Origin of the sequence: Athalassotoga saccharophila (assembly GCF_009936215.1) — a bacterium.
Classification (GTDB): Bacteria; Thermotogota; Thermotogae; order Mesoaciditogales; family Mesoaciditogaceae; genus Athalassotoga; species Athalassotoga saccharophila.
The window spans coordinates 1,335,553-1,357,313 of the sequence record NZ_AP019551.1 but is presented as its reverse complement, the minus strand read 5'-3'; the positions used below and the strand labels follow the sequence as shown (position 1 = coordinate 1,357,313).

The 21,761-nt window shown below is 39.3% G+C and carries 25 protein-coding genes; 11 read left to right on the top strand and 14 right to left on the bottom strand.

What is annotated here, in order from left to right; translation table 11 throughout:
* Positions 1-8: 8 nt before the first annotated feature.
* The 14 genes from kdpB to ATHSA_RS06745 all read right to left on the bottom strand — a co-directional run bounded on the left by kdpB (position 9) and on the right by ATHSA_RS06745 (position 10,425).
* Positions 9-2,063 (bottom strand): potassium-transporting ATPase subunit KdpB, encoded by a 2,055-nt coding sequence (gene kdpB / locus ATHSA_RS06805; protein ID WP_161848368.1) that lies wholly within the window; start codon positions 2,061-2,063, stop codon positions 9-11.
* Between the two features lies 1 nt (position 2,064).
* On the bottom strand, positions 2,065-3,783 hold the full coding sequence (gene kdpA, locus ATHSA_RS06800) for a potassium-transporting ATPase subunit KdpA (RefSeq protein ID WP_408626226.1): 1,719 nt from the start codon (positions 3,781-3,783) through the stop codon (positions 2,065-2,067).
* Positions 3,784-4,126: 343 nt separating this feature from the next.
* The gene (locus ATHSA_RS06795; protein WP_161848367.1) at positions 4,127-4,843 is read right to left on the bottom strand and encodes a ubiquinone/menaquinone biosynthesis methyltransferase; all 717 of its coding nucleotides are present in this window, start codon (positions 4,841-4,843) and stop codon (positions 4,127-4,129) included.
* Positions 4,840-5,298 (bottom strand): hypothetical protein, encoded by a 459-nt coding sequence (locus ATHSA_RS06790; protein WP_161848366.1) that lies wholly within the window; start codon positions 5,296-5,298, stop codon positions 4,840-4,842. Before ATHSA_RS06790 ends, ATHSA_RS06795 begins: the two co-directional genes overlap by 4 nt.
* A 34-nt stretch (positions 5,299-5,332) precedes the next feature.
* Positions 5,333-5,524 (bottom strand): hypothetical protein, encoded by a 192-nt coding sequence (locus tag ATHSA_RS06785; protein ID WP_161848365.1) that lies wholly within the window; start codon positions 5,522-5,524, stop codon positions 5,333-5,335.
* Positions 5,521-5,844, bottom strand: a complete 324-nt coding sequence (locus tag ATHSA_RS06780) for a cytochrome b N-terminal domain-containing protein (protein WP_232060067.1) — start codon at positions 5,842-5,844, stop codon at positions 5,521-5,523. The genes ATHSA_RS06785 and ATHSA_RS06780 overlap by 4 nt, the downstream gene beginning before the upstream one ends.
* Positions 5,845-5,870: 26 nt before the next feature.
* Positions 5,871-6,128: a hypothetical protein gene (locus ATHSA_RS06775; RefSeq protein WP_161848363.1), complete on the bottom strand. Its 258-nt coding sequence runs from the start codon at positions 6,126-6,128 to the stop codon at positions 5,871-5,873.
* Positions 6,088-6,330, bottom strand: coding sequence for a hypothetical protein (locus tag ATHSA_RS06770; protein ID WP_161848362.1), 243 nt, complete (start codon positions 6,328-6,330; stop codon positions 6,088-6,090). Before ATHSA_RS06770 ends, ATHSA_RS06775 begins: the two co-directional genes overlap by 41 nt.
* Before the next feature lie 439 nt (positions 6,331-6,769).
* Positions 6,770-7,069: an SHOCT domain-containing protein gene (locus tag ATHSA_RS06765; RefSeq protein WP_197739127.1), complete on the bottom strand. Its 300-nt coding sequence runs from the start codon at positions 7,067-7,069 to the stop codon at positions 6,770-6,772.
* Between the two features lie 4 nt (positions 7,070-7,073).
* Positions 7,074-7,310 (bottom strand): DUF1858 domain-containing protein, encoded by a 237-nt coding sequence (locus ATHSA_RS10085; protein WP_162532478.1) that lies wholly within the window; start codon positions 7,308-7,310, stop codon positions 7,074-7,076.
* Between the two features lie 14 nt (positions 7,311-7,324).
* Positions 7,325-7,708, bottom strand: coding sequence for a DUF302 domain-containing protein (locus ATHSA_RS06760; protein ID WP_161848361.1), 384 nt, complete (start codon positions 7,706-7,708; stop codon positions 7,325-7,327).
* Between the two features lie 12 nt (positions 7,709-7,720).
* A complete protein-coding gene (locus tag ATHSA_RS06755) occupies positions 7,721-8,020 on the bottom strand; it encodes a metal-sensing transcriptional repressor (RefSeq protein ID WP_197739126.1) in 300 nt (99 codons plus the stop codon).
* A gap of 1 nt (position 8,021) precedes the next feature.
* A complete protein-coding gene (locus ATHSA_RS06750) occupies positions 8,022-8,225 on the bottom strand; it encodes a heavy-metal-associated domain-containing protein (RefSeq protein WP_161848360.1) in 204 nt (67 codons plus the stop codon).
* A 13-nt stretch (positions 8,226-8,238) separates the two neighbouring features.
* On the bottom strand, positions 8,239-10,425 hold the full coding sequence (locus tag ATHSA_RS06745) for a heavy metal translocating P-type ATPase (protein WP_197739125.1): 2,187 nt from the start codon (positions 10,423-10,425) through the stop codon (positions 8,239-8,241).
* A gap of 242 nt (positions 10,426-10,667) precedes the next feature.
* Here ATHSA_RS06745 and ATHSA_RS06740 point away from each other — a divergent pair, with 242 nt between their 5' ends.
* From ATHSA_RS06740 to ATHSA_RS06690, 11 genes are read left to right on the top strand one after another with little or no spacing between them, the layout of a single operon-like run.
* On the top strand, positions 10,668-11,093 hold the full coding sequence (locus ATHSA_RS06740) for a chromate resistance protein ChrB domain-containing protein (protein WP_161848358.1): 426 nt from the start codon (positions 10,668-10,670) through the stop codon (positions 11,091-11,093).
* Positions 11,090-12,277: an MFS transporter gene (locus ATHSA_RS06735; protein ID WP_197739124.1), complete on the top strand. Its 1,188-nt coding sequence runs from the start codon at positions 11,090-11,092 to the stop codon at positions 12,275-12,277. Before ATHSA_RS06740 ends, ATHSA_RS06735 begins: the two co-directional genes overlap by 4 nt.
* Positions 12,278-12,336: 59 nt before the next feature.
* Positions 12,337-14,055 carry an aspartate--tRNA ligase gene (gene aspS / locus ATHSA_RS06730; RefSeq protein WP_161848357.1) on the top strand — a complete coding sequence of 573 codons (1,719 nt, stop codon included), beginning with the start codon at positions 12,337-12,339 and terminating at the stop codon, positions 14,053-14,055.
* Positions 14,052-14,390 carry an STAS domain-containing protein gene (locus ATHSA_RS06725; RefSeq protein ID WP_161848356.1) on the top strand — a complete coding sequence of 113 codons (339 nt, stop codon included), beginning with the start codon at positions 14,052-14,054 and terminating at the stop codon, positions 14,388-14,390. Before aspS ends, ATHSA_RS06725 begins: the two co-directional genes overlap by 4 nt.
* Positions 14,387-15,061 carry a (d)CMP kinase gene (cmk, locus tag ATHSA_RS06720; protein ID WP_161848355.1) on the top strand — a complete coding sequence of 225 codons (675 nt, stop codon included), beginning with the start codon at positions 14,387-14,389 and terminating at the stop codon, positions 15,059-15,061. Before ATHSA_RS06725 ends, cmk begins: the two co-directional genes overlap by 4 nt.
* Complete coding sequence (gene ispH / locus ATHSA_RS06715; protein ID WP_161848354.1) at positions 15,036-15,878, top strand: 4-hydroxy-3-methylbut-2-enyl diphosphate reductase; 843 nt, start codon at positions 15,036-15,038, stop codon at positions 15,876-15,878. Before cmk ends, ispH begins: the two co-directional genes overlap by 26 nt.
* 35 nt (positions 15,879-15,913) lie before the next feature.
* Positions 15,914-17,590: a S1 RNA-binding domain-containing protein gene (locus tag ATHSA_RS06710; protein WP_161848353.1), complete on the top strand. Its 1,677-nt coding sequence runs from the start codon at positions 15,914-15,916 to the stop codon at positions 17,588-17,590.
* Positions 17,580-18,890 carry a ribosome biogenesis GTPase Der gene (gene der, locus ATHSA_RS06705; protein WP_161848352.1) on the top strand — a complete coding sequence of 437 codons (1,311 nt, stop codon included), beginning with the start codon at positions 17,580-17,582 and terminating at the stop codon, positions 18,888-18,890. The genes ATHSA_RS06710 and der overlap by 11 nt, the downstream gene beginning before the upstream one ends.
* Positions 18,880-19,482: a glycerol-3-phosphate 1-O-acyltransferase PlsY gene (gene plsY / locus ATHSA_RS06700; protein WP_161848351.1), complete on the top strand. Its 603-nt coding sequence runs from the start codon at positions 18,880-18,882 to the stop codon at positions 19,480-19,482. Before der ends, plsY begins: the two co-directional genes overlap by 11 nt.
* 5 nt (positions 19,483-19,487) lie before the next feature.
* The gene (locus ATHSA_RS06695; RefSeq protein ID WP_161848350.1) at positions 19,488-21,128 is read left to right on the top strand and encodes a hypothetical protein; all 1,641 of its coding nucleotides are present in this window, start codon (positions 19,488-19,490) and stop codon (positions 21,126-21,128) included.
* Complete coding sequence (locus tag ATHSA_RS06690) at positions 21,128-21,760, top strand: sigma-70 family RNA polymerase sigma factor (RefSeq protein WP_161848962.1); 633 nt, start codon at positions 21,128-21,130, stop codon at positions 21,758-21,760. Before ATHSA_RS06695 ends, ATHSA_RS06690 begins: the two co-directional genes overlap by 1 nt.
* Position 21,761 lies beyond the last annotated feature (1 nt).

The window sequence follows — 21,761 nt, the reverse complement described above, 5'->3', positions numbered from 1 at the left end:
TGTCCACCTCATATCAAACTTATAAACATGTAGATCAATTTTATGCCGATAAAAGGAACTATCAAACCACCGCCTCCATAGATAAGCAAATTGTAAGTTAGCAACTTATCCGCCGGCATAGGTTTATACCATGTTCCTTTCAAAGCAAGCGGGATCAGGATCGGAATTATTATCGCGTTGAATATGACAGCCGATAAAATAGCAAGATATGGATTTGTAAGATGCATGATATTCAAAATTTGTAATTGTGGATATATTGATGCCACGGCGGCCGGAATAATGACAAAGTATTTTGCTATATCGTTTGCGATGCTAAATGTCGTCAATGCACCTCTTGTCATTAATATGTGCTTTCCTATTTCCACTATATCGAGCAATTTCGTTGGATTACTGTCAAGATCTATGACGTTTGCGGCCTCGCGCGCAGGTTGCGTTCCCGTGTTCATAGCCACAGCAACATCTGCTTGAGCGAGTGCAGGAGCATCATTTGTACCATCTCCAGTCATGGCGACCATGTATCCCTGTTCTTGGTATTGTTTGATAAGTTTCAATTTATCCTCTGGTTTCGCCTCAGCAACAAAATCATCAACCTGGGCTTCGGCAGCGATAGTTGCTGCCGTAAGAGGATTATCCCCCGTTATCATAATGGTTTTTATTCCCATGCGTCTTAACTGTTGAAAGCGTTCCTGAATACCTTTTTTCAAAATGTCTTTAAGATTTATAACGCCTATTATTTCGGCGTCTTTACTTATAACAAGAGGAGTACCTCCAGCTTTAGCGACTTTTTCTACTTTTTGTTGAAGATCATCCGGGATCTTTCCACCTAAATTTTTTATGTACTCTATCATCGCATCGGCAGATCCTTTACGATAACTATGGTTTTCAATATCTATGCCGCTCATTCTTGTTTTTGCGCTAAAATTTATAGTTTTTGCATTCTTCGGCACTTCCGTTACACGCAATTTATACTTTGTTTTTGCAAAAACAACGATGCTTCTTCCTTCGGGAGTTTCGTCTGTTAGCGAAGACATCAATGCAACCTCAGCGCATTCCTGCTCCGTATGATTTCCAACCGGGATGAACTCGGCCGCTTCCCTGTTTCCGAGTGTTATCGTACCTGTCTTATCCAAAAGTAAAACATTTACATCTCCGGCCGCTTCTATTGCCTTTCCCGAAAGAGCGATGACATTTTTTCTGAACAATCTATCCATACCTGCAATTCCAATGGCCGGTAGCAGAGCGGCTATCGTAGTCGGAGCAAGACAAACGAAAAGGGCAACGAGTATAGTCAATGATACCGGTGTACCTCTTCCAACCGATTGAACACTGTAAATGGAAAGTGCACTTAAATTTATGACAACAAGTATGAAAATCACGGTTAACGATATGAGTAATACCTCAAGAGCCACTTCATTTGGTGTCTTTCTTCTTTTTGCCCCTTCTACAAGTGAAATCATTTTATCAAGGAAGGTTTCGCCCGGATCTGACGTTACCTTCACTATGATCTTATTTGATATGACCTTTGTTCCGCCTGTGACGGCACTTCTATCTCCTCCTGCCTCTCTTACAACTGGCGCCGATTCTCCCGTAACTGCCGATTCATCTACAAGGGCTGCTCCTTCTATCACTTCTCCATCACTTGCTATAAGATCATTCGCTTCAACGAGTATTAAATCACCTTTTTGCAATTTCGTAGATGGTACCATGTCGTATGCACTGTCAAAGGAAGGTTTTTTGAGTTTTTTTGCCATTACTTCAGTTCTTGTCTTTCTCATCGATTCTGCCCTTGCTTTTCCACGACTTTCAGCTATTGATTCGGCAAAATTCGAGAAAAGTACTGTTAACCAAAGCCATAAAGAGATCATGCCCGAAAACCATATAGGACTTCCACGATGTGAAAACAATGTGAATGCGAATTCCAAAGTTGTTATGATACTGCCTATCTCAACTGCCAACATGACAGGGTTTGAATATAAAGCAAACGGATTTAATTTTTTGAAAGACCCTTTCAAAGCACTTTTTAACAATTTTGAATCGAAAATGGAATTATCCCTTGATTGCACGTCAAATGCCTCCCCACATGATGAGATTTTCAACAACAGGACCCATCGCAAGGGCTGCAAAGAATGTCAGGGCACCAACTATTATGACGATCGCAAAGAGCCATACCATAAATGCTGGTTTGTGTGTCGGTAATGTACCAGCGTTGGGCGGCGTATATTTTTTTTCTGCCAAAGATCCGGACATGACAAGAATGGCTATGGCAGGAATATATCTACCAATAAGCATTGCAAAACCAGTCGTTAAGTTGTAAAAGAGTGTGTTAGCACTCAATCCTGCAAATGCGCTTCCATTGTTATTTGCCGTTGAAGCAAACGCGTAAAGAATCTCGCTTAATCCATGTGCTCCGGGATTTAAAATGGCAGATGTTCCGCTTTTTGTTACCAATGCTATCGATGTAAATATAAGTATCACAATTCCTGAGGTTAAAGCCGTTATAACGGCCATCCACATTTCTTTTACTTCTATTTTTTTACCCATGTACTCGGGAGTTCTGCCTATCATAAGTCCCGCTATGAACACGGCTATGATCACAAAGGCAAGCATTGTGTACAGACCCGATCCAATTCCTCCAAACGCAACCTCGCTCAAAAGAATGAGCAGCATTGAACTCATGCCGCCTATCGGCGTTAATGAATCCATAGACGCATTGACAGCCCCACAGGCTACACCCGTTGTAACTGTCGAAAAGAGTACAGTACCACCCACTCCAAATCTCGATTCCATTCCCTCCATGTAAGGCCCAGAAACCCCCATATTGGTTATTAGAGGATCGCCTCTTATTTGGGAATAATATTGTACACCTAAAAAGATAATCAATATGGAAAGCATAACTATATATATGGCCCATCCCTGCCTTGTATCGCCCACCATTTTGCCAAACGTGTATGTCAACGAGGCAGGTATCAAAATTATCAGGAATGCTTCAATAAAATTCGTCAGAGGATTTGGATTTTCATATGGATGTGCTGAATTTGCTCCAAAGAACCCTCCTCCATTTGTGCCGAGTAGTTTTATCGCTTCTTGAGAGGCAACGGGTCCCATTGGCAGAATTTGATGTGTTACTGTTCCACTTTGCGTGACAATAGGCTGGAGAAAGTCAATTGTTTTGTAAGAGTTAAAGTTTTGTATGACGCCCTGAGACACGAAAAAAACGGCTGCTATTATTGATAATGGAAGTAAGATGTAAAGTGTGCCTTTTGTTATGTCAGACCAAAAATTCCCAATTGCTTTGGTGTTTTTACGCGAGATCCCTCGTATCAATGCCATCAGGATCGCCATACCGGTGGCGGCCGATAAAAAATTCTGTACAGCAAATCCTGCCATTTGTGTGAAATAACTTGCCATAGATTCTCCAGAATAGGCTTGCCAGTTTGTGTTTGTGATAAAACTGATCGCCGTGTTGAAAGCCAAAGACAAAGAAAATCCCTTGAAATGTTCAGGGTTTAAAGGCAGAGAACCCTGAAAGATGAGTATCAAAAATAGCGCTATGAAACCTATAAAATTAAACAACAACATGGAAAGAGTATATTCTTTCCAGTTCATCTCTTGATTGGCATCAATACCTGTTAGACGATAAATCCATTTTTCAACCGGAGAAATTAAAGGACTTAAAAAAGTCCTTTTTCCGGTATAAACTGCCGCTATGTATTTTCCAACTGGTTTGACGATCAATGTTAAAATGACAAAGAAAATTCCAAATTCAAGTAAGTCAAGTGCAATACTGATATTACTCAAACCGTTCGTCAATTTTAACCTCCTTTAATTGTTTGAGTTCATTATCTGGCGATTTTCCCTTTCTTAACACCATGTTTTATTTTATCACCAACTGGAAGTATAAGGTGTCTCCTATTCTTTTCCAATGAGGTATCATTGGATTAGAGAACAAAGAAAGGAGACACCATTTTTATAATACCACAAATCGAAGTTGCTACAAATTTGTGCAAGACGTCGTAAAAAGCATTAACACTACGCAATCATTGGGCTTCCGTAATCGAGTCTTTAACTATTAAAAATCTCAAGTTAATACCCCGGAAATTAATATATCACAATCATTTCATGCACTTCACAACTCTTTAGTTTTGTCAAGCACCCTTTTACCTTTCTTTCCAGAAATCACGTAAGTTATCCCAAAACTTAGAGGATCGTATCTTACATTTTCGAATCCACTCTTTTCCAAAATGACTTTGAATTTTTCAAAGTCAAAATGTTCTATACTTGATATGAGCCATTCATAAGATTCTCTGTCTATGAAATGTCCCCAAAAACGTATTATCTGAAAATAGAACTTGAAAAGCATGCGTTGATATTTTTTCTTGGGCAAAGCCATATCCATTATGACAAAAAAGCCTCCATCTTTAAGTACTCTCATTAATTCATCAGAAAAAATTTTGAGATCATCAAAATTTCTTGCTCCGAATCCAACACTTATGGCATCAAAAAAATTGTCGGAATATGGCATTTTCAACGCATCTCCATGTATCACGCTTATTTTTCTGTTCCCAAATTTTTTCTTTGCGATTTCTATCATTTCTTTGTTTATGTCCATCGCATACAACTCAATTTTTTTGTTCGACTTTTCGGCCGTATCGTAAATCGCAAGCGCCAGATCTCCTGTACCCGTCGCTATATCCAAAATCTTTGAATTTTGACCGATGTCCTCTATCATCTTTTTAGCGGCTATCTTTCTCCATCTCACATCGATCCCAAAACTCATGATCCTGTTCATTGCATCATAATTTTTGTGTATTTTCGAAAAGATGGAATTTATCCTTTCACTCATCTTTTGTACCAATCTCTCCAGATAATTCTGTAAACTTTAACCCATTTCGGAATTTTGTTTAAAATAGGGATAACGGGCAAAAATAGAAGTACCAAAAACAGACCTATCATTATAAGTCCAACTTCCAAATCTCCGTTTGGAGAAGTTGACATGGGAGGAATTTGGTAAAAGAAAGTGTATGGCCACAACCACCACGCACCGGGATAATTTCCCGTTTCATTTGAAATTCCCCAATCTTCTCCAAGCATATTCAAAGATTTTGCCACGCTATGGTACACTTTACCCTGAAACAGAAGTAAAGGTTTTGTGTAATTCAAATTGTAAAAATCGTAAGGAGATTCATTCTTTTGAAGGGCGCCTTCTAAAAGTCCGGACTTACCAAGCAAAAGCAAGCCATTCATCATCACCGGCAAGGGTCCGTAATCTCCATTTACGATTTGGACTTTTTCATTCACAACAGTTGCATTGTCGAGCGCTTTTGAATAATTGTCAATCCATACCTGACGTTGTTGGGGCGACGCATTGTTTTGCCGTAACCGTTGGATAATCTGGAGAACCGAAGATTACTGCGAGGACAATTATCAATGCAGATACAACACCAAAGACAATTAATCCTTCTTTTATAAGATCGTAAGATTTCATTGGGACATCTTTAAAGTACTCATCTGTTTTTCGACTCATTTTTTTCGCCCCGAATCTTTTTCCTCTAATGGTTTCACAGGCCCGTCACTTCTTACGACGATAAGATGAATGAGCACAAAAGCGACAAGTATCAAAGGAATAACCGCAACATGCAATGTTAGAACCTGGGCCGTATTCATTGTATTAAAAAATCCTCCTATGCCAAGCGCGTTCATAGCATCTTTTGCCTGAACCGCAATCCATTGAGAATCCCAGTTCGTTTGCGAAAGATAACCTGTGTAGGCTTCAAAAATTGACAGTGCAAATGCAAACATACCGATTACCCATGTTTTCCATCGTCCGTCTCTCCATGCCGCCATGAAAAACTTTGTGAGTAAATGCGCAATCAAGGCTGCAAAAAAATCTGAACTCCCCAAAAGTGTAAAGAATTGAAAAAATGACCAGCATTTGAAAAGTGATACCATTGAGGGCCAAAGGCTGCAAGGATTATCCCCGTTATCACGACAAAACCCAGAGCCGAAAGTGTTATGACTCCAAAAATATAGGCAAATGAGTTAACGTATACCGGCATCTTTGTCGGCAGTGCATCCTCCATTGACATGTTATCTCTTATCATTTCTTGAGTTTTTCTTGTCAGATTCATTTTGCTTTTCTCTCCCTTCGAAGATTTTAGGTAACCTTAGCCATGCGGCAAAGAAAAAGCCACCTATAACAATCACCCATACAATCAAATCTGGAACTGACAAATTGAAAATCCCAAAGATTAAATGTGGTACAGCCGGTAATTGCTGGATCGGTAACATTTCAATCACCTCTTTTCCAAAGTAGATTTCAACTTTAAGCAAGAATTCTCCCAAGAAATAGGAGAATATCACGATTCATATATCGTCATGGAAGCAAAAAATATCATTGTAAAACTTTTTTGGCAAAATTTACTTTATTGAAAATTTCGATTTTGATTGGGCTTCAACGGAGTATTTGGTAATTTCCACGTTGCAACTTCCATTGTGAGTAGAACACCACTCGTAGCATTGTTTTGCAAGAGATTCCTCTTTGTAATGCAGGCCGCATATATCACATTTGAACAATTTCTCTTCCATAAAAATCATCTCCTTCTTAGAGTATCTAAACTCACTTCAAAAGTCGGATGCCCACGAGACCTTCATAGCACAGTCTGAGAAGCGAATCTATTCCAATTGTCAATTGAAATTTTTCAATTCTCAATTCTACATGCTACGAGCCACGTGCTACGTGCCATTATGGGCACCTGCCGGATCAAAGGTTTCAGTTATTCATTAAATCTCGTAGCATTCTTTCGTACTCTTCTTTTGTGATCTCTCCTCTGGCGTACCTCATCTTAAGCGCAGAGACGGCATCATCGTAATTGTTTCGGTAATAATGATTGCGATAGGTGCGATACGGCCGGTGAGTTCCCATTGTAGACCATCTTACGATCATGACTATTCCCCAAAGCACAAAAAGAAATCCTAAAATGCCTATTATCATCATAAGCAATCCTCCGCCCCAGCCCCAACCATATCCACCCCAATTACCAAATCCAGGACCTCCGTACCACCACATCATATTTTCACATCCCTTCTTCTAAAATTTCGTTTACTTCGTTTATCTCTTCTATCTTTGTGTTCAAAACTTCCATTGCTTTTCTTACATCGATCTGTTTTTCTTGGGCAAAATTCTTGATTGTCTGCATTTTTGCACAGCACGTGTTAAACCCAAGTTTTAAAAGTTCAGACTGCAATGACGGATCTTTATCGAGTATTTCTTTTATCGTCGTGTTTTCGTCGATTGGATCTATTTTTTTCATGGCACCATCTCCATTCACTCAGAAAGTTTTAACGATATTTCCTCAAGCACTCCGCTTATTTCCTTGAAAATGGATTTCAGACTTTCATCATTTGTCTCTATTGCTTTTGGATCAAGATATGCAACATGGTAACCATTTGACTCTTCGAAAATTCCGATCTTGCAGGGTAAATTTATTCCCTCGATTGGAGAGATCGTCAAAATTTCATGGGCCTTCGATGCGTTGCATATGTCAAAAACGATCGCATTTTTCCCGAGATTTTTACCCTTCGATTTCAGAATCGCACCAAAATCATGCTCGGCAAGCACGGCAAAGTTATGAGAATTCACAAGATCTTTCAATTTATTCTTCACAACTTCAAAATCCTTAGTTTTTATCTTTCTTTCAACAACTTTCATTTCAGTCCTCCCTCACAAAGATTTTTCGAGGTACTTCATAAGCGTTTCTAATTCTTTCAATTTTTCGTCAACATCTCCGTTGTTAATGGCATCTTTAACACATGTTTCTATGTGTTTGTTTATTACCGATGTATTTGCCTTTTTCAAAAGGGCTATTATCGCAAGCAGTTGCGTCGAGATATCAACACAATATCTTTCATCTTCTATCATCTTGATAACCGCATCGAGATGGCCTCTCGCAGTTTTCAAAAGATTCAATGCCTCTTCATGTTTTAGATGATCGGCCATATGGTGAACGTGAAATTCTTCCATATCATTCTACCCTCACAAGCGTGTATCCGGCATCTTCTATTGCGCTTTTGAATGTATCGAATGAGATCTCTTTTTTTGTCTCTACCTCTGCCGTACCATTATCGAGATTTACCTCGGCCTTTTTAACTCCCTTTATCTCTTTCAGTGCTTTTTCCACACGCATCTTACAATGTTCACACGTCATTCCATCAATGTACAACTTCATATTTAATCTCCTTTCAATTACCCTTAAGTCTTATAGCATTAGTCACAACCGTAACTGAAGAAAAAGCCATTGCCAGTGCCGCTATCATTGGATTTAAAGATATGCCAAAAGGCATGTACAAAACTCCCGCCGCTATCGGTATTCCTATAATATTGTAGAAAAATGCCCAGAAAAGATTTTCTTTGACATTCTTTATGGTTGCGTTTGAAAGTTCTATTGCCTTGACGATATCTTCTAAATCGTTTTTCATTAAAACTATATCCGCACTTTCCATCGCTATGTCTGTACCGGATGCTACGGCAATGCCAACATCGGCCTTCGCGAGTGCTACAGAATCGTTTATCCCATCACCGATCATCGCAACTTTGATGCCATTTTTCTTGAGTTGTTCGATTATTTGGGCCTTTTGATCGGGCAATATTTCCGCGAAGAAATCGTCTATTCCAACCTGTTTCGCTATTACTTGTGCCATTTTGACATTGTCTCCCGTAAGCATGTAAACATTCCCAATTTGTTTTAATTTTTTAATTGCTTTAACGGCCGTCGGGTTTATTTCATCGGAAATACCTATAAAGCCTATTACTTTACCATCATATTCTACAAAGACAGGTGTTTCTCCATCCTTTACCGAAAGTTCACCTCCATATTCTATGAATTTTGCGTTTCCCATTCTTACCCTTTTCCCCTTTATTATCCCGGTAATTCCCTTTCCTGCGATGACCTGAAAATCCTCAACGTCGAACAATTCAGATTTATATTCGTTTGATATGGCTTTATCTAAGGGATGGGAACTTTTTGAAGACATCGATGCGGCGATTTTGAAAAATTCATCTCTGTCGTAATTTATAGGCACAATATCCACAACTTTTGGCTTTCCATATGTAATCGTCCCGGTTTTGTCAAAGACAAAGATCTTTACCTTTCGTAGAGTTTCGAGTGCTTCTCCGCTTTTGAAAAGTATCCCATTTTCGGCCGCTTTTCCACTTCCGACCATTATCGCAGTCGGTGTTGCAAGCCCAAGGGCACAGGGACATGCTATGACGAGCACGGCTATACTCATCGTAAGGGCAAAGATAAAGCCCATTCCGATCAAAAGCCATACAACAAAAGTTAATGCCGCTATTCCTATGACTATTGGTACGAAGTATCCGCTTACGATATCTGCGAGCCGGGCTATCGGCGCTTTCGATGATTGAGCATCGCGGATCAACTTTATTATTTTCGAAATGACGGTGTCTTTTCCAACTTTTTGTGCTTCAATCTCTATCATTCCATCTAAATTAATGCTTCCAGCAGAAACATGGGTACCTTTTGATGCGTCTATGGGTATTGGCTCTCCAGTTAACATTGATTGATCTATTGAGGCGTTACCGGACAGAACGACACCATCGACAGGTACTATCATTCCCGCTTTGACTATTAAAATATCGCCAACTTCAACCTCGTCAACTGGAATCTCTTTTTGTGTATTTCCAGACTTCAAGATTGCCGTTTTGGGCTTGAGACTCATTAACTTTTTTATAGCCGTAGATGTCCTCGATTTTGAAAGATTTTCTAAGTATTTTCCCAAAGAAATAAGTGTGACAATAACCCCTGCCGTGTCAAAATACAGACCCGAGACATACTTGGGGTGACCTAAAATTATCTCGACGGTCGAAAACAAACTGTAAATTATAGCCGCTCCCGTGCCAAGTCCTACCAATGTGTCCATGTTGGGCTCCCCTTTGAAAAGCAAAGGGATACCTTTTATATAAAAATTTCTTCCGAAGATGATTATAGGTATGACAAGCAGTATCTGAACAAGCGCAAAATTCAAAGGAGAAAGATCCGGAGAAATTATGGCAGGCAATGTAAGACCAAATGTATGTGCCATCGAAATGAACAGCAGAGGTGACGCGAATATGGCAGAAAAGATGAACCTGTTTCTGAAGGTACGAACTGTTTTTTTACGCTTCATCTCGTCGCGATCGTAATCATCGTCTAAGATAAGGGTTGCTCCGTAGCCGGCCTTTTTCACGTTTTTTTCCATATCTTTCACTTTTACAACTGCCGGATCGAATTTCACAATGGCCTTTTCATCCATAAGGTTCACAGATACGAAAGAGACTCCTTCGAGTTTAGATATCGATTTTTCGACTGCTTTCACGCACGATGCGCAGGTCATCCCTTCTATGTCCAACTTTACCTCTTTCTCCTGCATATTTTCACATCCTCCGAAACTTCTCCATATATCCCACCCCCACAGGGTAGGGATCAATTTCATTGTAGAATACATTTGTTTCTTTGAAGTAAAGGAAAAAATAATTGTTTGTTAAAAGCGGACGGCTACCAACTCAAAACTGCCAATTTTACGTATCTTATGTGGTATTTGAGCCGAATGATTCAAAATTTTAACTTGATCGGGTATACTTATATTTGATCAAGCAAGAAAGGGATGATTATATGAAATGGGTGACAAGATCTCATGTTCATGTCGATAGGGTTGCCTGTCCGTGGTTGATAAAAAGGTTCATTGATAGTCAGGCAGAATTTCTCTTTGTGGCAAAATCGCTGGTGATGGAAACGGCACAAAGAGAAAATGCGATTCCTTTCGATATCGAAGGAGTTGATCTTGGTCATAAAGATGGACATTGTTCTTTTCTCTCAATTCTCGAAAAATACAAGATAACAGATCCCGCCTTGCAAAAGATGGGAGAAATCGTAAATGCGGCTGATACAAACCATCTTGACGACGATCCTTACGCTGCCGGTCTTGAAATTCTGGCGAGCGGATTTTCTTTGATTTATCCAGATGACATCAAAAATCTTGAGGAACAATTTAAGGTCTACGATGCACTTTACGCTGCTATAAAGGTAAGATATAAGTGAACAAAAAAAGATTAACGGATTTTTTCGCGCTAAATTCTTCCATGCTTTCCATGCTTGGACTTGTCATAATGGTGGGCATGGGACAATACATGGGTGACAAATTTTTACCACTCTATTTAATCGCTCTCGGCGGAAGTGCCATTTCTGTGGGCGCTCTAAACGGGATGCAAAACTTGCTTGGAGCCCTATATTCATTTCCCGGAGGCTATTTAAGCGATAAGATAGGCTATAAAAAGTCCCTTATATTTTTTACCCTCTTTTCGATGATAGGATATGCGATAGTCATAATATTACCTGCTTGGCAATATGTGCTCATCGGCGCAATTTTTTTCATCGCGTGGTCTGCAATCGCCATGCCTGCGATAATGAGCCTGATATCGGATGCCGTACCGAAAAACAAAAGGGTAATGGGAGTTTCGATGCATTCTCTTGTCAGAAGAGTTCCTATGGCGCTCGGCCCTCTTATCGGAGGTATTTTGATAGATCTTTACGGCATTACAAAAGGTATAAGGATCTCATTTATCATAGCAATGGCCCTTGCCATTGTGTCTATCTTCATCTTTAACGCTTTTATAAAAGATTCCGGCAAAAAATCGGCTCCCGTCAAAATAATGGCAATGCTTAAAAATCTAAAAGGGAATCTTGGTATCCTATTGATATCCGATATATTTGTAAGGTTTTGCGAACAGATTCCCTATGCTTTCGTCGTTGTGTGGGTGGTCGAGAAGAATGGCCTTGATGCTTTTCAGTTTGGAATATTGACAATGATAGAAATGTTAACAGCCATGATAATTTATGTGCCCGTTGCGTATCTTGCCGATAGACACGCGAAAAAGCCATTTGTGGTTATAACTTTCGGTTTTTTCACTCTCTTTCCACTTATTCTGCTTTTCTCAAGAAGTTTTGAACTTTTAATCGTTGCATTTGTAATAAGGGGTCTTAAAGAATTTGGCGAACCAACAAGAAAATCTCTGATAATGGATCTTTCTCCAGAGGGCCAGAAGGCTGGAACTTTTGGAACCTATTACCTCGTGAGAGATGGTATCGTATCGATAGTTGCTTTTTTGAGTGCCTTTTTGTGGATCATATCACCGGCGGTGAATTTCTTGACGGCCTTCACATTTGGACTTATCGGAACTCTCATCTTTCTGATCTTCGGGAAAGGATACCAAAAAGCATCTTAAAATGTACAATATTTTTTATGGTATAATCTTTTGAAAAAGTTGAAGGGAGAATCTTTTACATGTTAAAAAGGACCCACAGAATTCATGAATTAAACAATTCTTTAATCGGGAAAGAGGTTATAGTGAATGGATGGGTTGATAGGATAAGGAATCTTGGAGGAATTATCTTTGTTTGGGTAAGGGACAGGTACGGCATAGTACAGGTTTTATTTGAACCGGAAAGCCCAACTTACGAGATCGCAAAAAAACTTTCTGCAGAATATGTTGTAGGTGTAAAGGGAATATTAAGAGAAAGGCCTCGTGAGGCAAAAAATGCAGACCTTGCAAGTGGGGATTTAGAGATCCTCGCAACGGATTTAGAGATCCTCGCAGAGTCCAAAACACCTCCCATCTACATAAACCGTGAGGAAGGAAACGAGGATATAAGGCTTAAATACAGGTATTTGGACCTAAGAAGAAAAAGCCTGCAGTCAAATTTGATATTCCGTCACAAATTGATGCAGAAGACGAGAGAGTACTTTAACTCTTTGGATTTCGTCGAGATAGAAACTCCTTATCTTATGAAATCCACTCCAGAAGGGGCAAGGAATTTCATAGTACCATCGCGAATAAAGAAAGGAACTTTTTACGCTCTCCCTCAATCTCCACAGATCTTCAAACAACTCTTGATGATCGCTGGATTTGACAGGTATTACCAGATAGCAAGATGTTTTAGAGACGAGGACCTCAGGGCTGATAGGCAGCCGGAATTTACACAGATAGACGTTGAAATGTCTTTTGTGGATCAAGAAGATGTTCAAAAGGTTATAGGAGATCTCGTAAAGTACCTTTTCAAGGAAACTCTTGGCATAGACATAGGCAATGTACCTTCTATGAAATACAGCGATGCGATGGAACTTTACGGATCGGACAAGCCAGATTTGAGATTTGGAATGGAAATGAAAAATCTTACAGATCAGATCTTCGTTCGAAATTTAGGCTTTCTAAAGCCTTCAGAAGAAGAAGAAGTGAAAATGATAGTCGTACCTCCAAATGAGGTACTTTCGAGAAAAGAACTTGATGGATACGCAGAAAGCGCGAAATCTTTTAATTTAAGATTGGGATGGGCCAAATTTTCCGATGGTAAATTCACGGGAAGTATAGGAAAATTACTGACAAACACTGATTTGGGTGTTAAAGCCGGAGAAAGTGTTCTAATCTGTACCGGACAGCAAAATAATCTCAATTCATTTCTCGGAAAAGTGAGAATAGACATAGCAAACAAAATAAAAATAATTCCAGATAGAACGTTTAAAGTTTTGTGGATAAATGAATTTCCAATGTTCGAGTGGAACGAAGAGGAGAAAAGATTTCAGGCCCAGCACCATCCATTCACGATGCCGTACCTTGAAGATCTCGCAAATGAGGATCTGTCTAAAATAAGGGCACATTCATACGATCTTGTGATAAATGGATGGGAAATGGGCAGTGGAAGCGTGAGGATTCACACGAGATCTTTGCAGGAAAAGATTTTTAAGTTAATAGGAATAAGTGAAGAAGAAGCAAAGAGACGTTTTGGATTCTTTCTCGAAGCATTCGAGTATGGTGCCCCACCGCATGCAGGATTTGCAATAGGAGTTGACAGACTCGTTTCAATAATGGTTGGTGCTCCTTCTCTAAGAGAAGTAATAGCCTTTCCAAAAACCACAAGCGGTACCGATCTCATGATGGATACACCTTCAGAGGTTACCGAAGAGCAGTTAAAAGAATTGGGAATAAGATTGGAGGGAAATTCATGAATGATTTTTCTATAGAAATGACAAAGAACGGAAAAACAGTTCTTGTTAAAATGAAAGGAGAACTCGACGCCTATCAATCAATAGATTTCAAAAAACGTATGATAGATGAAGCCTTAAACGGTGACGAGAAGATAATTCTAATGGATATGACCGGCCTTTCGTACATAGACAGTGCAGGGTTGGGTGCATTAGTTTCTTTGCTTAAAAGGGCATCTGAAGGTTCAAAAGAATTGAGATTTTTCGGAATGAGATCGAATGTCAAAAAGATATTCGAACTCACGAGATTGAACATGGTATTCAAGATATTCGATACGTACGAAGAAGCATCTGTATGATATACATAGCAATAGACGGTCCCGCAGGGTCCGGGAAAAGTTCAGTTGCGAGTGAACTTGCCAAAAGACTTGGATTTGGATATCTTAACACAGGAAATATATACAGGGTGATTTCTTTTTTCTGGATTCAAAAGGGCCAACCAGAATTTTCTAAAGAATTCTTTGAATTCATAAAGGGAAAAAATTTTTCTGTCGTGGACGATTCCGTAATAGTCGATGGAAAGAGTTTCAATAATGAATTGAGAACCTTGGAAGTAGGACGTGTAGTTTCGAAGGTTGCCGAAATTCCAGAGATAAGGGAGATCGTAACGAGAAAAAGTAGAGAGATAGTAAAAGACGCGAATTTCGTTGTTGAAGGAAGAGACATAGGCACCGTTGTATTGCCAGACGCTTTTTTGAAGATCTTCCTTACGGCATCGATTGAAGAGAGGGCGAGAAGAAGGTATAAAGAACTCATATCAAAGGGAATAAAGGCGAATTTTGAGGATATAATAGATGAGATAAAAGAGAGGGATTATATAGATTCTTCAAGAACTATCTCTCCACTCAAAGCCGCAGATGATGCCATAGTTATAACAACTGACGGTCTTGATCTTGAAGAGGTGGTAAATAAAATTTATTCGATTTACACCGAGAGGATGAAGAGTGTTAGAGATAACAGTCGCAAATGAAATAGGATTTTGCTTTGGAGTTGACAAAGCGGTAAAAATAACCGAAGAATTTTTGAATAAAGGCGAAAATGTCTATGTAACGGGCGATCTCATTCACAATGAAGAGGAAATGAGAAAACTCGAAAGGATGGGTCTTAGAACTTTGAAACTCGATTCCGAATGGCCAGATCTTTCTTCTTCGGTCGTCATCGTAAGGGCACACGGTATTCCAGTAGATCAAATGAAAAAACTTCTCTCCAAAGCAAAGCGGGTTGTGAATGCCACATGTCCGGTAGTCTCTTCCGTTGCCGATTCGATCAAAAAGGCTCATGATGATGGGTTTGAAATATTGCTCTACGGTCATGAACATCATGACGAGGTTACATACCTTACAAGTATAGTGAATGGAATAAAGGTATTTGATTCACCGGACAAAATATCTTATTCAACAAAAAAGATAGCGATCTTTTCCCAGACTACAATGGATATGAACGGATTTAAAGAAGTGGTAAAGCAAATATCCGAAAATATGGACGAATTATCCATTGTGATGGTAGAAAACACAATTTGTAAGGTTACCTATCAAAGAGAAAGGGAGGTGGAAGAGTTAGCGCGATCTCGTGACGTATGTCTTGTAGTCGGTGGAAGTAAAAGTTCTAACACGAAGAAATTGTTTAACATTGCCAAAAATCTGAATGAAAGGACTTATCTTATCCTAAATGCGGACGATCTAAGAACAGAGTGGTTTAAATCTGTCAAAAGTGTCGGAATATGCAGTGGAACCTCAACTCCGAGAAGAATCGTAGACGAAATAGTTGAGAAGTTGAGGACGTTTTGAAAATTTAAAGGAGGTGTGCCCTTCGGGGTAAAATCATGGAAAACGGCGAAGCGATAAACGGTAAGAACGAATTTGAGGAGTATCTCGAGAATGAGAACCTTGGAATGCCTACAGTTGGAGAGATCAGAAAATGTACGGTTGTAAGTTCCGGGACTGAATACGTTATAGTCGATCTCGGTGCGAAAACGGAAGGCATTATAACAAAGAAGGAACTTGTCAAAGAACCCCAGGATTACAAATCCGGTGACATTATAGATGCTGTCGTTATAAATTATAGAGGGGAAGAGGAAGGGGCCCGTACATATCTTTCGGAAAGAAGATACCTTGTGCCAAAGATCCTTGAAGAGATAAAAAAGAGTATGGAAGAAAAGAGACCTATAAAAGGCCATATAATAAAAAAGGTAAGAGGAGGATACACGGTAGAAATCCAAGGCGCCGTTTCGGCCTTTTTGCCCGGATCTCAGGCCTCATACCTTAACAACATTTCAAACGATGAACTTCTTAAAAAAGAATTCGAATTTGAAGTTATAAATTTCGAAGAAAGGAACAACGGCAACAACATAGTGCTATCAATGGATACGCTTGTCAATAAAGAAGTCGAAAAGTTCCTCCAATCTGTCAATGTTGGAGAAAAAATAAAGGGTGTCGTCAAGGATATAACGAACTTTGGAGTCTTTATAGACGTCGGTCCGATGATCGCACTTATTCCGCGAAGTGAGATAAGTTGGGACAGAAATCTTAATTTAAAAGAAAAATTCAAAATTGGTGAAAAGGTTGAAGGAATAGTGATATCAAAAGACGTTCAAAACAAAAAAATGTCTGTCAGTGTCAAGAGACTCACAGAAGATCCGTGGGAAAGGATCGAAGAGAAATACCCGGTTGGAAGCATTGTAGATGCTACCGTTACCGGTATAGCGCCGTATGGAATCTTTGTCAAAATTGGCGATGGAATAAAAGGACTTGTAAGGGCTGAGAATATTTTCTGGGGAAATACCAAGAGGAATCTAAGGGATTACTTCCACGAAAATGATCAGATAAAAGTTGAGGTTACCGAGATAGATAAAAACAAGAGAAGGATCTCTTTCAGCGTGAAAGATGTAAAGGGAGATCCATGGAACAACATAGAAGAGAAATACCATGTTGGTGACACGGTAAAGGCAAAGGTAGAAAAGGTCTTGGACACAGGAGTAATTCTTGGTATAGAAGATGAGATATCCGGATTTGCACACGTTTCAGAATTGTCGTGGAATTTCGTGAAAAATCCATCTGACCTTTTCAGGAAAAATCAGGAAGTTGAGGTAAAGATTCTCGACATAAGTCCTGAAAAAAGAAGAATGAAATTAAGCGTTAAGAGGCTTTTAAAGGATCCGTGGGAAGAACTTTCAAAGACAGTTAAAATAGGTACCCCAGTTGACTGTGAAGTGGTCAATTTGAAGAATTCTGGAGCCATTTTAAGAATTGTAAATTACAACGTGGAAGGATTTTTGCCCAAATCTCAATTTTACGATGGCATAAAGGTGGGAGATCTTTTCAAGGCAAAGGTTCACAAGGTCTCTTACAATCCCGATTTGGACGAGAGGGATATGGTCGTAACCATAAAAGATTTGCCCGACAATTCCAAGAAAGAGGATCATAAAGAAGAGGCTAACTTCAATCAGGGACCTATGAGAACAACTATAGAGGAATTGGTGAATCGAAAAGGTGAAAAGTGATTTTGATCTGCCCGCTATTGTGATTGCGGGCAGAAAAAATGCTGGTAAATCAAGTATATTCAACAGACTTGTCGGATTTAGAAGATCTCTGGTTGCCGATTACGAAGGCTTAACCAGAGATCCGGTTATTTTTGATATGAATATCGAAGGAAAAGCCTTTCGTCTCGTTGATCTGCCCGGTTACTTTTTGGATCCTTCCGATGAAATAGAGATTGAGATGAATCTTTCTTTTAAAAAGTGGATCTCGCAAGCGACGTTAGTGATCTTTGTCATAGACGGAAGGTCGAATCTCACCCAAGAAGACATAGAAATCGCAGAGATAATTCGAAAATCCGGGAAAAAATATATTTTTGTGGTTAACAAATGTGAAAGCGATGCTTACAAAAAAAACCTCGGAGAAATATATTCCATTTCGATGGGAGAGCCAATCTTCATTTCGGCAGAACACAATATAGGCTTTGATCTTCTCGAGGAAGAAATTCTAAAATCAATTCCTGAATCGAAAATCGAAATAAAGAATTCAGGCCCAAAGGTTTCGATAATTGGCAAGCCAAATGTCGGTAAATCATCTCTTTTCAATTCGATAATAAATCAACCTATATCTATAGTCACATCCATACCGGGCACCACAAGAGACACAATAGATGCCTCTTTGAATTACAAGGATAGGCAGATCACCTTCATAGATACAGCGGGATTGAGAAAGAGATCTCATGTTCAAAAGGGCAGCGTTGAATCTTTCAGCGGTGCAAGGACGATAAGGGCTATCATGAATTCGGATATATCTCTTATCGTTGTGGACGCTTCAGAAGGCATAACTGAACAGGACAAAAAAGTGGCCTCGATGGTGGTAAAGTATTCAAAGGCTTCCATAATCGTCGGGAACAAATGGGATTTGGCAATAAAGAACTTCATCGAAGAGGTAGAAAGGGAACTTTTCTTTGTCTCATACAGTCCCTTTGTGCCGGTTTCTGCGCTGAATAGATGGAATATAACCGATCTAATGGATCAGATAATAAAAGTCTACGATCAGTACACATCAACATTGCCAACCTCGAAAATAGCTGGATTATCCTTCAAATTCTCGTCCGAACATTCGATTCCATCGAAATTGAAGATCTTTTACGCAACTCAGGTCGATACATCTCCGCCAACCATTTCTGTCTTTGTTAATTCTCCTGAACTTTTCACGGAAAGCGTTAGAAGATCTTACGAGAATTTTTTAAGAAGGAATGTGAGTGAGTTCGAAAATGTACCTTTAAAAATAATCGTAAAAGCGAGAAGAGAAAATGATAAATGAGATACTTTGGATAATCTTATCTTATCTTGTTGGAAGTATTCCTTTTAGTTACATTCTTCCCCATCTCAAAGGCGTCGACGTCAGGAAGGTGGGAAGTGGAAATGTTGGAGGGACGAATGCCTTAAGGGCCGCAGGACCTCTTATTGGTTTTGCCTCGATGTTCTTGGACATCGCGAAATCTTTCGTTATGGTTCTTCTGGCGCGTTTGATGGGTTTTCCCATGCCATTCGTTTTGCTTTCGGGAACGGCGGCTGTAATTGGTCATGATTATCCGATATACATGAAATTCAGAGGTGGCAAAGGTGTGGCATCAACACTCGGTTTTATGCTGGCGGTAAATCCATTCGTTGCGTTAGGATTTCTTGTAATATGGTTGATATTAACGCTTACAACGAAGTACGTTTCTCTTGCGTCTATGGTAGGAATCGGATTTGCCCTTGTGCTTTCATTCTTTTTCGGAGAGATATATTTTGGATTTGCGCTTATCTTTCTCTTTGTACTTAGCGTGTACAGGCACCATGAAAATATAAAGAGACTTGTTAACAGAAGAGAAAACAAGATGGATCTCATAAATATGTTAAAGCAGAAGTGATCGATTTGAAATGGTTTGTTGGACTTTTTCTTTTTATTTCATTTGTGGCTTTTGGATCTTACATTAACAATTTTTCCGCCTCGGTAAATGCGTGGAATAATTCCAACATAAGTGAGGCGGTTTCGCTTATCAACATGTCTTTATCATCTACCATAAATGTCGCCGACGCAGCCAATTTATGGTATTTTAAGGCTCGTCTTGATTTAATGGATGGTAAATTAACGTCAGCATCAAATGATCTCAATAACGCAGTTATGGTCTTTAAATCTTCTCCGACTTACACATTCATAAAATCACTTATCTCTGCATCTTTTACGGCCTTTTTACCCATCGTCTCTGTGAAAAAAAATGATACGATTTATGGCATATATAAAGGAAATGAGATATTTTACTCTCCCGTTTCAGTTGCGGTCAGAGAAAATGGCTTTTACGTTTTGGACGCGGCAAATAGAAATGTTATCGAGTTTTCCAAAGTCCAAAATGTCTATTCTCTCGGCGTTGACTCAACTCCAACGGCCATAATTTATTCGCAAATTTTTGACAGGTTTTACGTTTCATTTGAAAATGGTTCGATATATTCTTATTCTTCCAATTTCGACGATAAAAAAATTTTCCTCTCAAATCTTTCCTTCCCAGTGATCTTCTGTCAAGATAGCGCTGGCAGATTTTACGTTGGGGAGTATGGAAAGGATGCCGTCGATGTCTTTGAGAATAACGGCGATCTCTTCAGAAGATTTGATCTTTTTTCAAAGAAGGTTCACATCTTCTCTTACGGTCATGCGCGATCTGGAATATTTTATTTGATGGATCTTACGGATAGAGAAATAAGAAGATTCGATCTTATCTCTTCGACTGAATTGAGCCCTATTCCATTCCCGTCTGGACCTTTGCCATATGATTTTGCGATACTCGGAGACAGCATCGTGTTTTTCGACTCAAATCAGATGGTAAGCGGGGGAATAAATTTTAACCTTGAGAATTCAAAATCCGTCTTTTACGCCGACCTAAGTGGTCAGACTCTATTGACAGTTGATCCGGTTTCAAACGATGTAAAGATCTACAAAATCTCCCTTCAAGGAAATCCAATCTTTCCGATTATAGATAGAATAGGATTTGAAAACGGGAATATAGAAGCCTATTTCAGGATAATAAATCTTGCAAACAGATCGATAGAGTATCTTCCAGATCTCGTGGTAAAGGTAAATGGTTCAATGATACCCTTTTCGATCAATTACGTTTATCAAAATTACAAATTGTACCTCTTTCCGGATATTTCTCAAATTCTTTCTGTGAACAAAAATGTGAGAAATGTGGTAGTCGTAAAAGAAAGTGCTCTGGATGAACTCGCAAAGTATTTCGGTACCTTAATGCTTAGGAATGTCGCTTTGTTTGTTGTCGGAGATCCGCAAAATCTTTCCGAAAAGGCAAAACTTATGGTCTACATTACGGGAGGAACATTCATATCTGAGAACGAGATCGGATCCATCCAGCAGGTGATCTCCACAACGAATTACAAGTCCTTGGTGGCAACTTTTCCCGTTCCAGCATCTCTCGGCGGGATTAACACTATTTCAATTTATTACGGCGCGAATTCGAATTTGATCGATACGGTTTACTATACCGATCAAAATATACTCTCGAAATGATGAGATTGAAGTACCGTCTCAGAACCAGATCAACAAGAGAACTTGTGAAACTTGCGCAAAGTGGCGTAAAAGAGGCTGCCGATTTTATAGTTGAACAGTTTTATCCAATGGTAGTGAAGATCGCAGGCCAGTACTATGGCCAATGGTCAGATCAGGACGATCTTATTCAAAATGGACTGGTCGGACTCATAAAGGCGATTTACTATTATAAAGAGGACAAAAGCACCTTTTCGACCTTTGCATGGAAATCCGTTGATTCAGAAATGAAATCCTTCCTGACTTATCTAAACAGAAGGAAGCACAGAATACTTACAGATTCTCTAAAGGTTGATTTGCTTCTCGAAGAAGAATCTGAAGACAAAAGTTCAGATATAGGATATGAACCTACCTTGATAGATGAATATCTTTACGAAGACCTTATGTCAGAAATTTCTTCGGTGCTCGATGAGAATGAATTTGAACTGTTCAAGATGTACATGCAAGATGAATCTTACAAAGAGATGGCCAGTAGGATCGGAAAGAACACGAAGTACGTCGATAACACAATTCAAAAGATAAAGCGTAAAATCAAGCCAGTTATCGAAACTCATAATATGATAAGAAAAATAGTAGCCGATATTGAAAGGATGTGAT

Coding starts and splice junctions, on each gene's coding strand:
- ATHSA_RS06780 (WP_232060067.1), bottom strand. CDS start 5,844: ATGGCGGCATGGAGAGACGGACGATGGAAAACATGGGTAATCGGTATG.
- ATHSA_RS06795 (WP_161848367.1), bottom strand. CDS start 4,843: ATGAGTGAAAGGATAAATTCCATCTTTTCGAAAATACACAAAAATTAT.
- plsY (WP_161848351.1), top strand. CDS start 18,880: ATGATAAATGAGATACTTTGGATAATCTTATCTTATCTTGTTGGAAGT.
- ATHSA_RS06745 (WP_197739125.1), bottom strand. CDS start 10,425: ATGCAGGAGAAAGAGGTAAAGTTGGACATAGAAGGGATGACCTGCGCA.
- ATHSA_RS06765 (WP_197739127.1), bottom strand. CDS start 7,069: ATGATGTGGTGGTACGGAGGTCCTGGATTTGGTAATTGGGGTGGATAT.
- ATHSA_RS06775 (WP_161848363.1), bottom strand. CDS start 6,128: ATGAATCTGACAAGAAAAACTCAAGAAATGATAAGAGATAACATGTCA.
- ATHSA_RS10085 (WP_162532478.1), bottom strand. CDS start 7,310: ATGAAAAAAATAGATCCAATCGACGAAAACACGACGATAAAAGAAATA.
- ATHSA_RS06690 (WP_161848962.1), top strand. CDS start 21,128: ATGAGATTGAAGTACCGTCTCAGAACCAGATCAACAAGAGAACTTGTG.
- ATHSA_RS06740 (WP_161848358.1), top strand. CDS start 10,668: ATGAAATGGGTGACAAGATCTCATGTTCATGTCGATAGGGTTGCCTGT.
- ATHSA_RS06760 (WP_161848361.1), bottom strand. CDS start 7,708: ATGAAAGTTGTTGAAAGAAAGATAAAAACTAAGGATTTTGAAGTTGTG.
- ATHSA_RS06755 (WP_197739126.1), bottom strand. CDS start 8,020: ATGGAAGAATTTCACGTTCACCATATGGCCGATCATCTAAAACATGAA.
- ATHSA_RS06785 (WP_161848365.1), bottom strand. CDS start 5,524: ATGAGTCGAAAAACAGATGAGTACTTTAAAGATGTCCCAATGAAATCT.
- ATHSA_RS06750 (WP_161848360.1), bottom strand. CDS start 8,225: ATGAAGTTGTACATTGATGGAATGACGTGTGAACATTGTAAGATGCGT.
- cmk (WP_161848355.1), top strand. CDS start 14,387: ATGATATACATAGCAATAGACGGTCCCGCAGGGTCCGGGAAAAGTTCA.
- ATHSA_RS06710 (WP_161848353.1), top strand. CDS start 15,914: ATGGAAAACGGCGAAGCGATAAACGGTAAGAACGAATTTGAGGAGTAT.
- ATHSA_RS06725 (WP_161848356.1), top strand. CDS start 14,052: ATGAATGATTTTTCTATAGAAATGACAAAGAACGGAAAAACAGTTCTT.
- aspS (WP_161848357.1), top strand. CDS start 12,337: ATGTTAAAAAGGACCCACAGAATTCATGAATTAAACAATTCTTTAATC.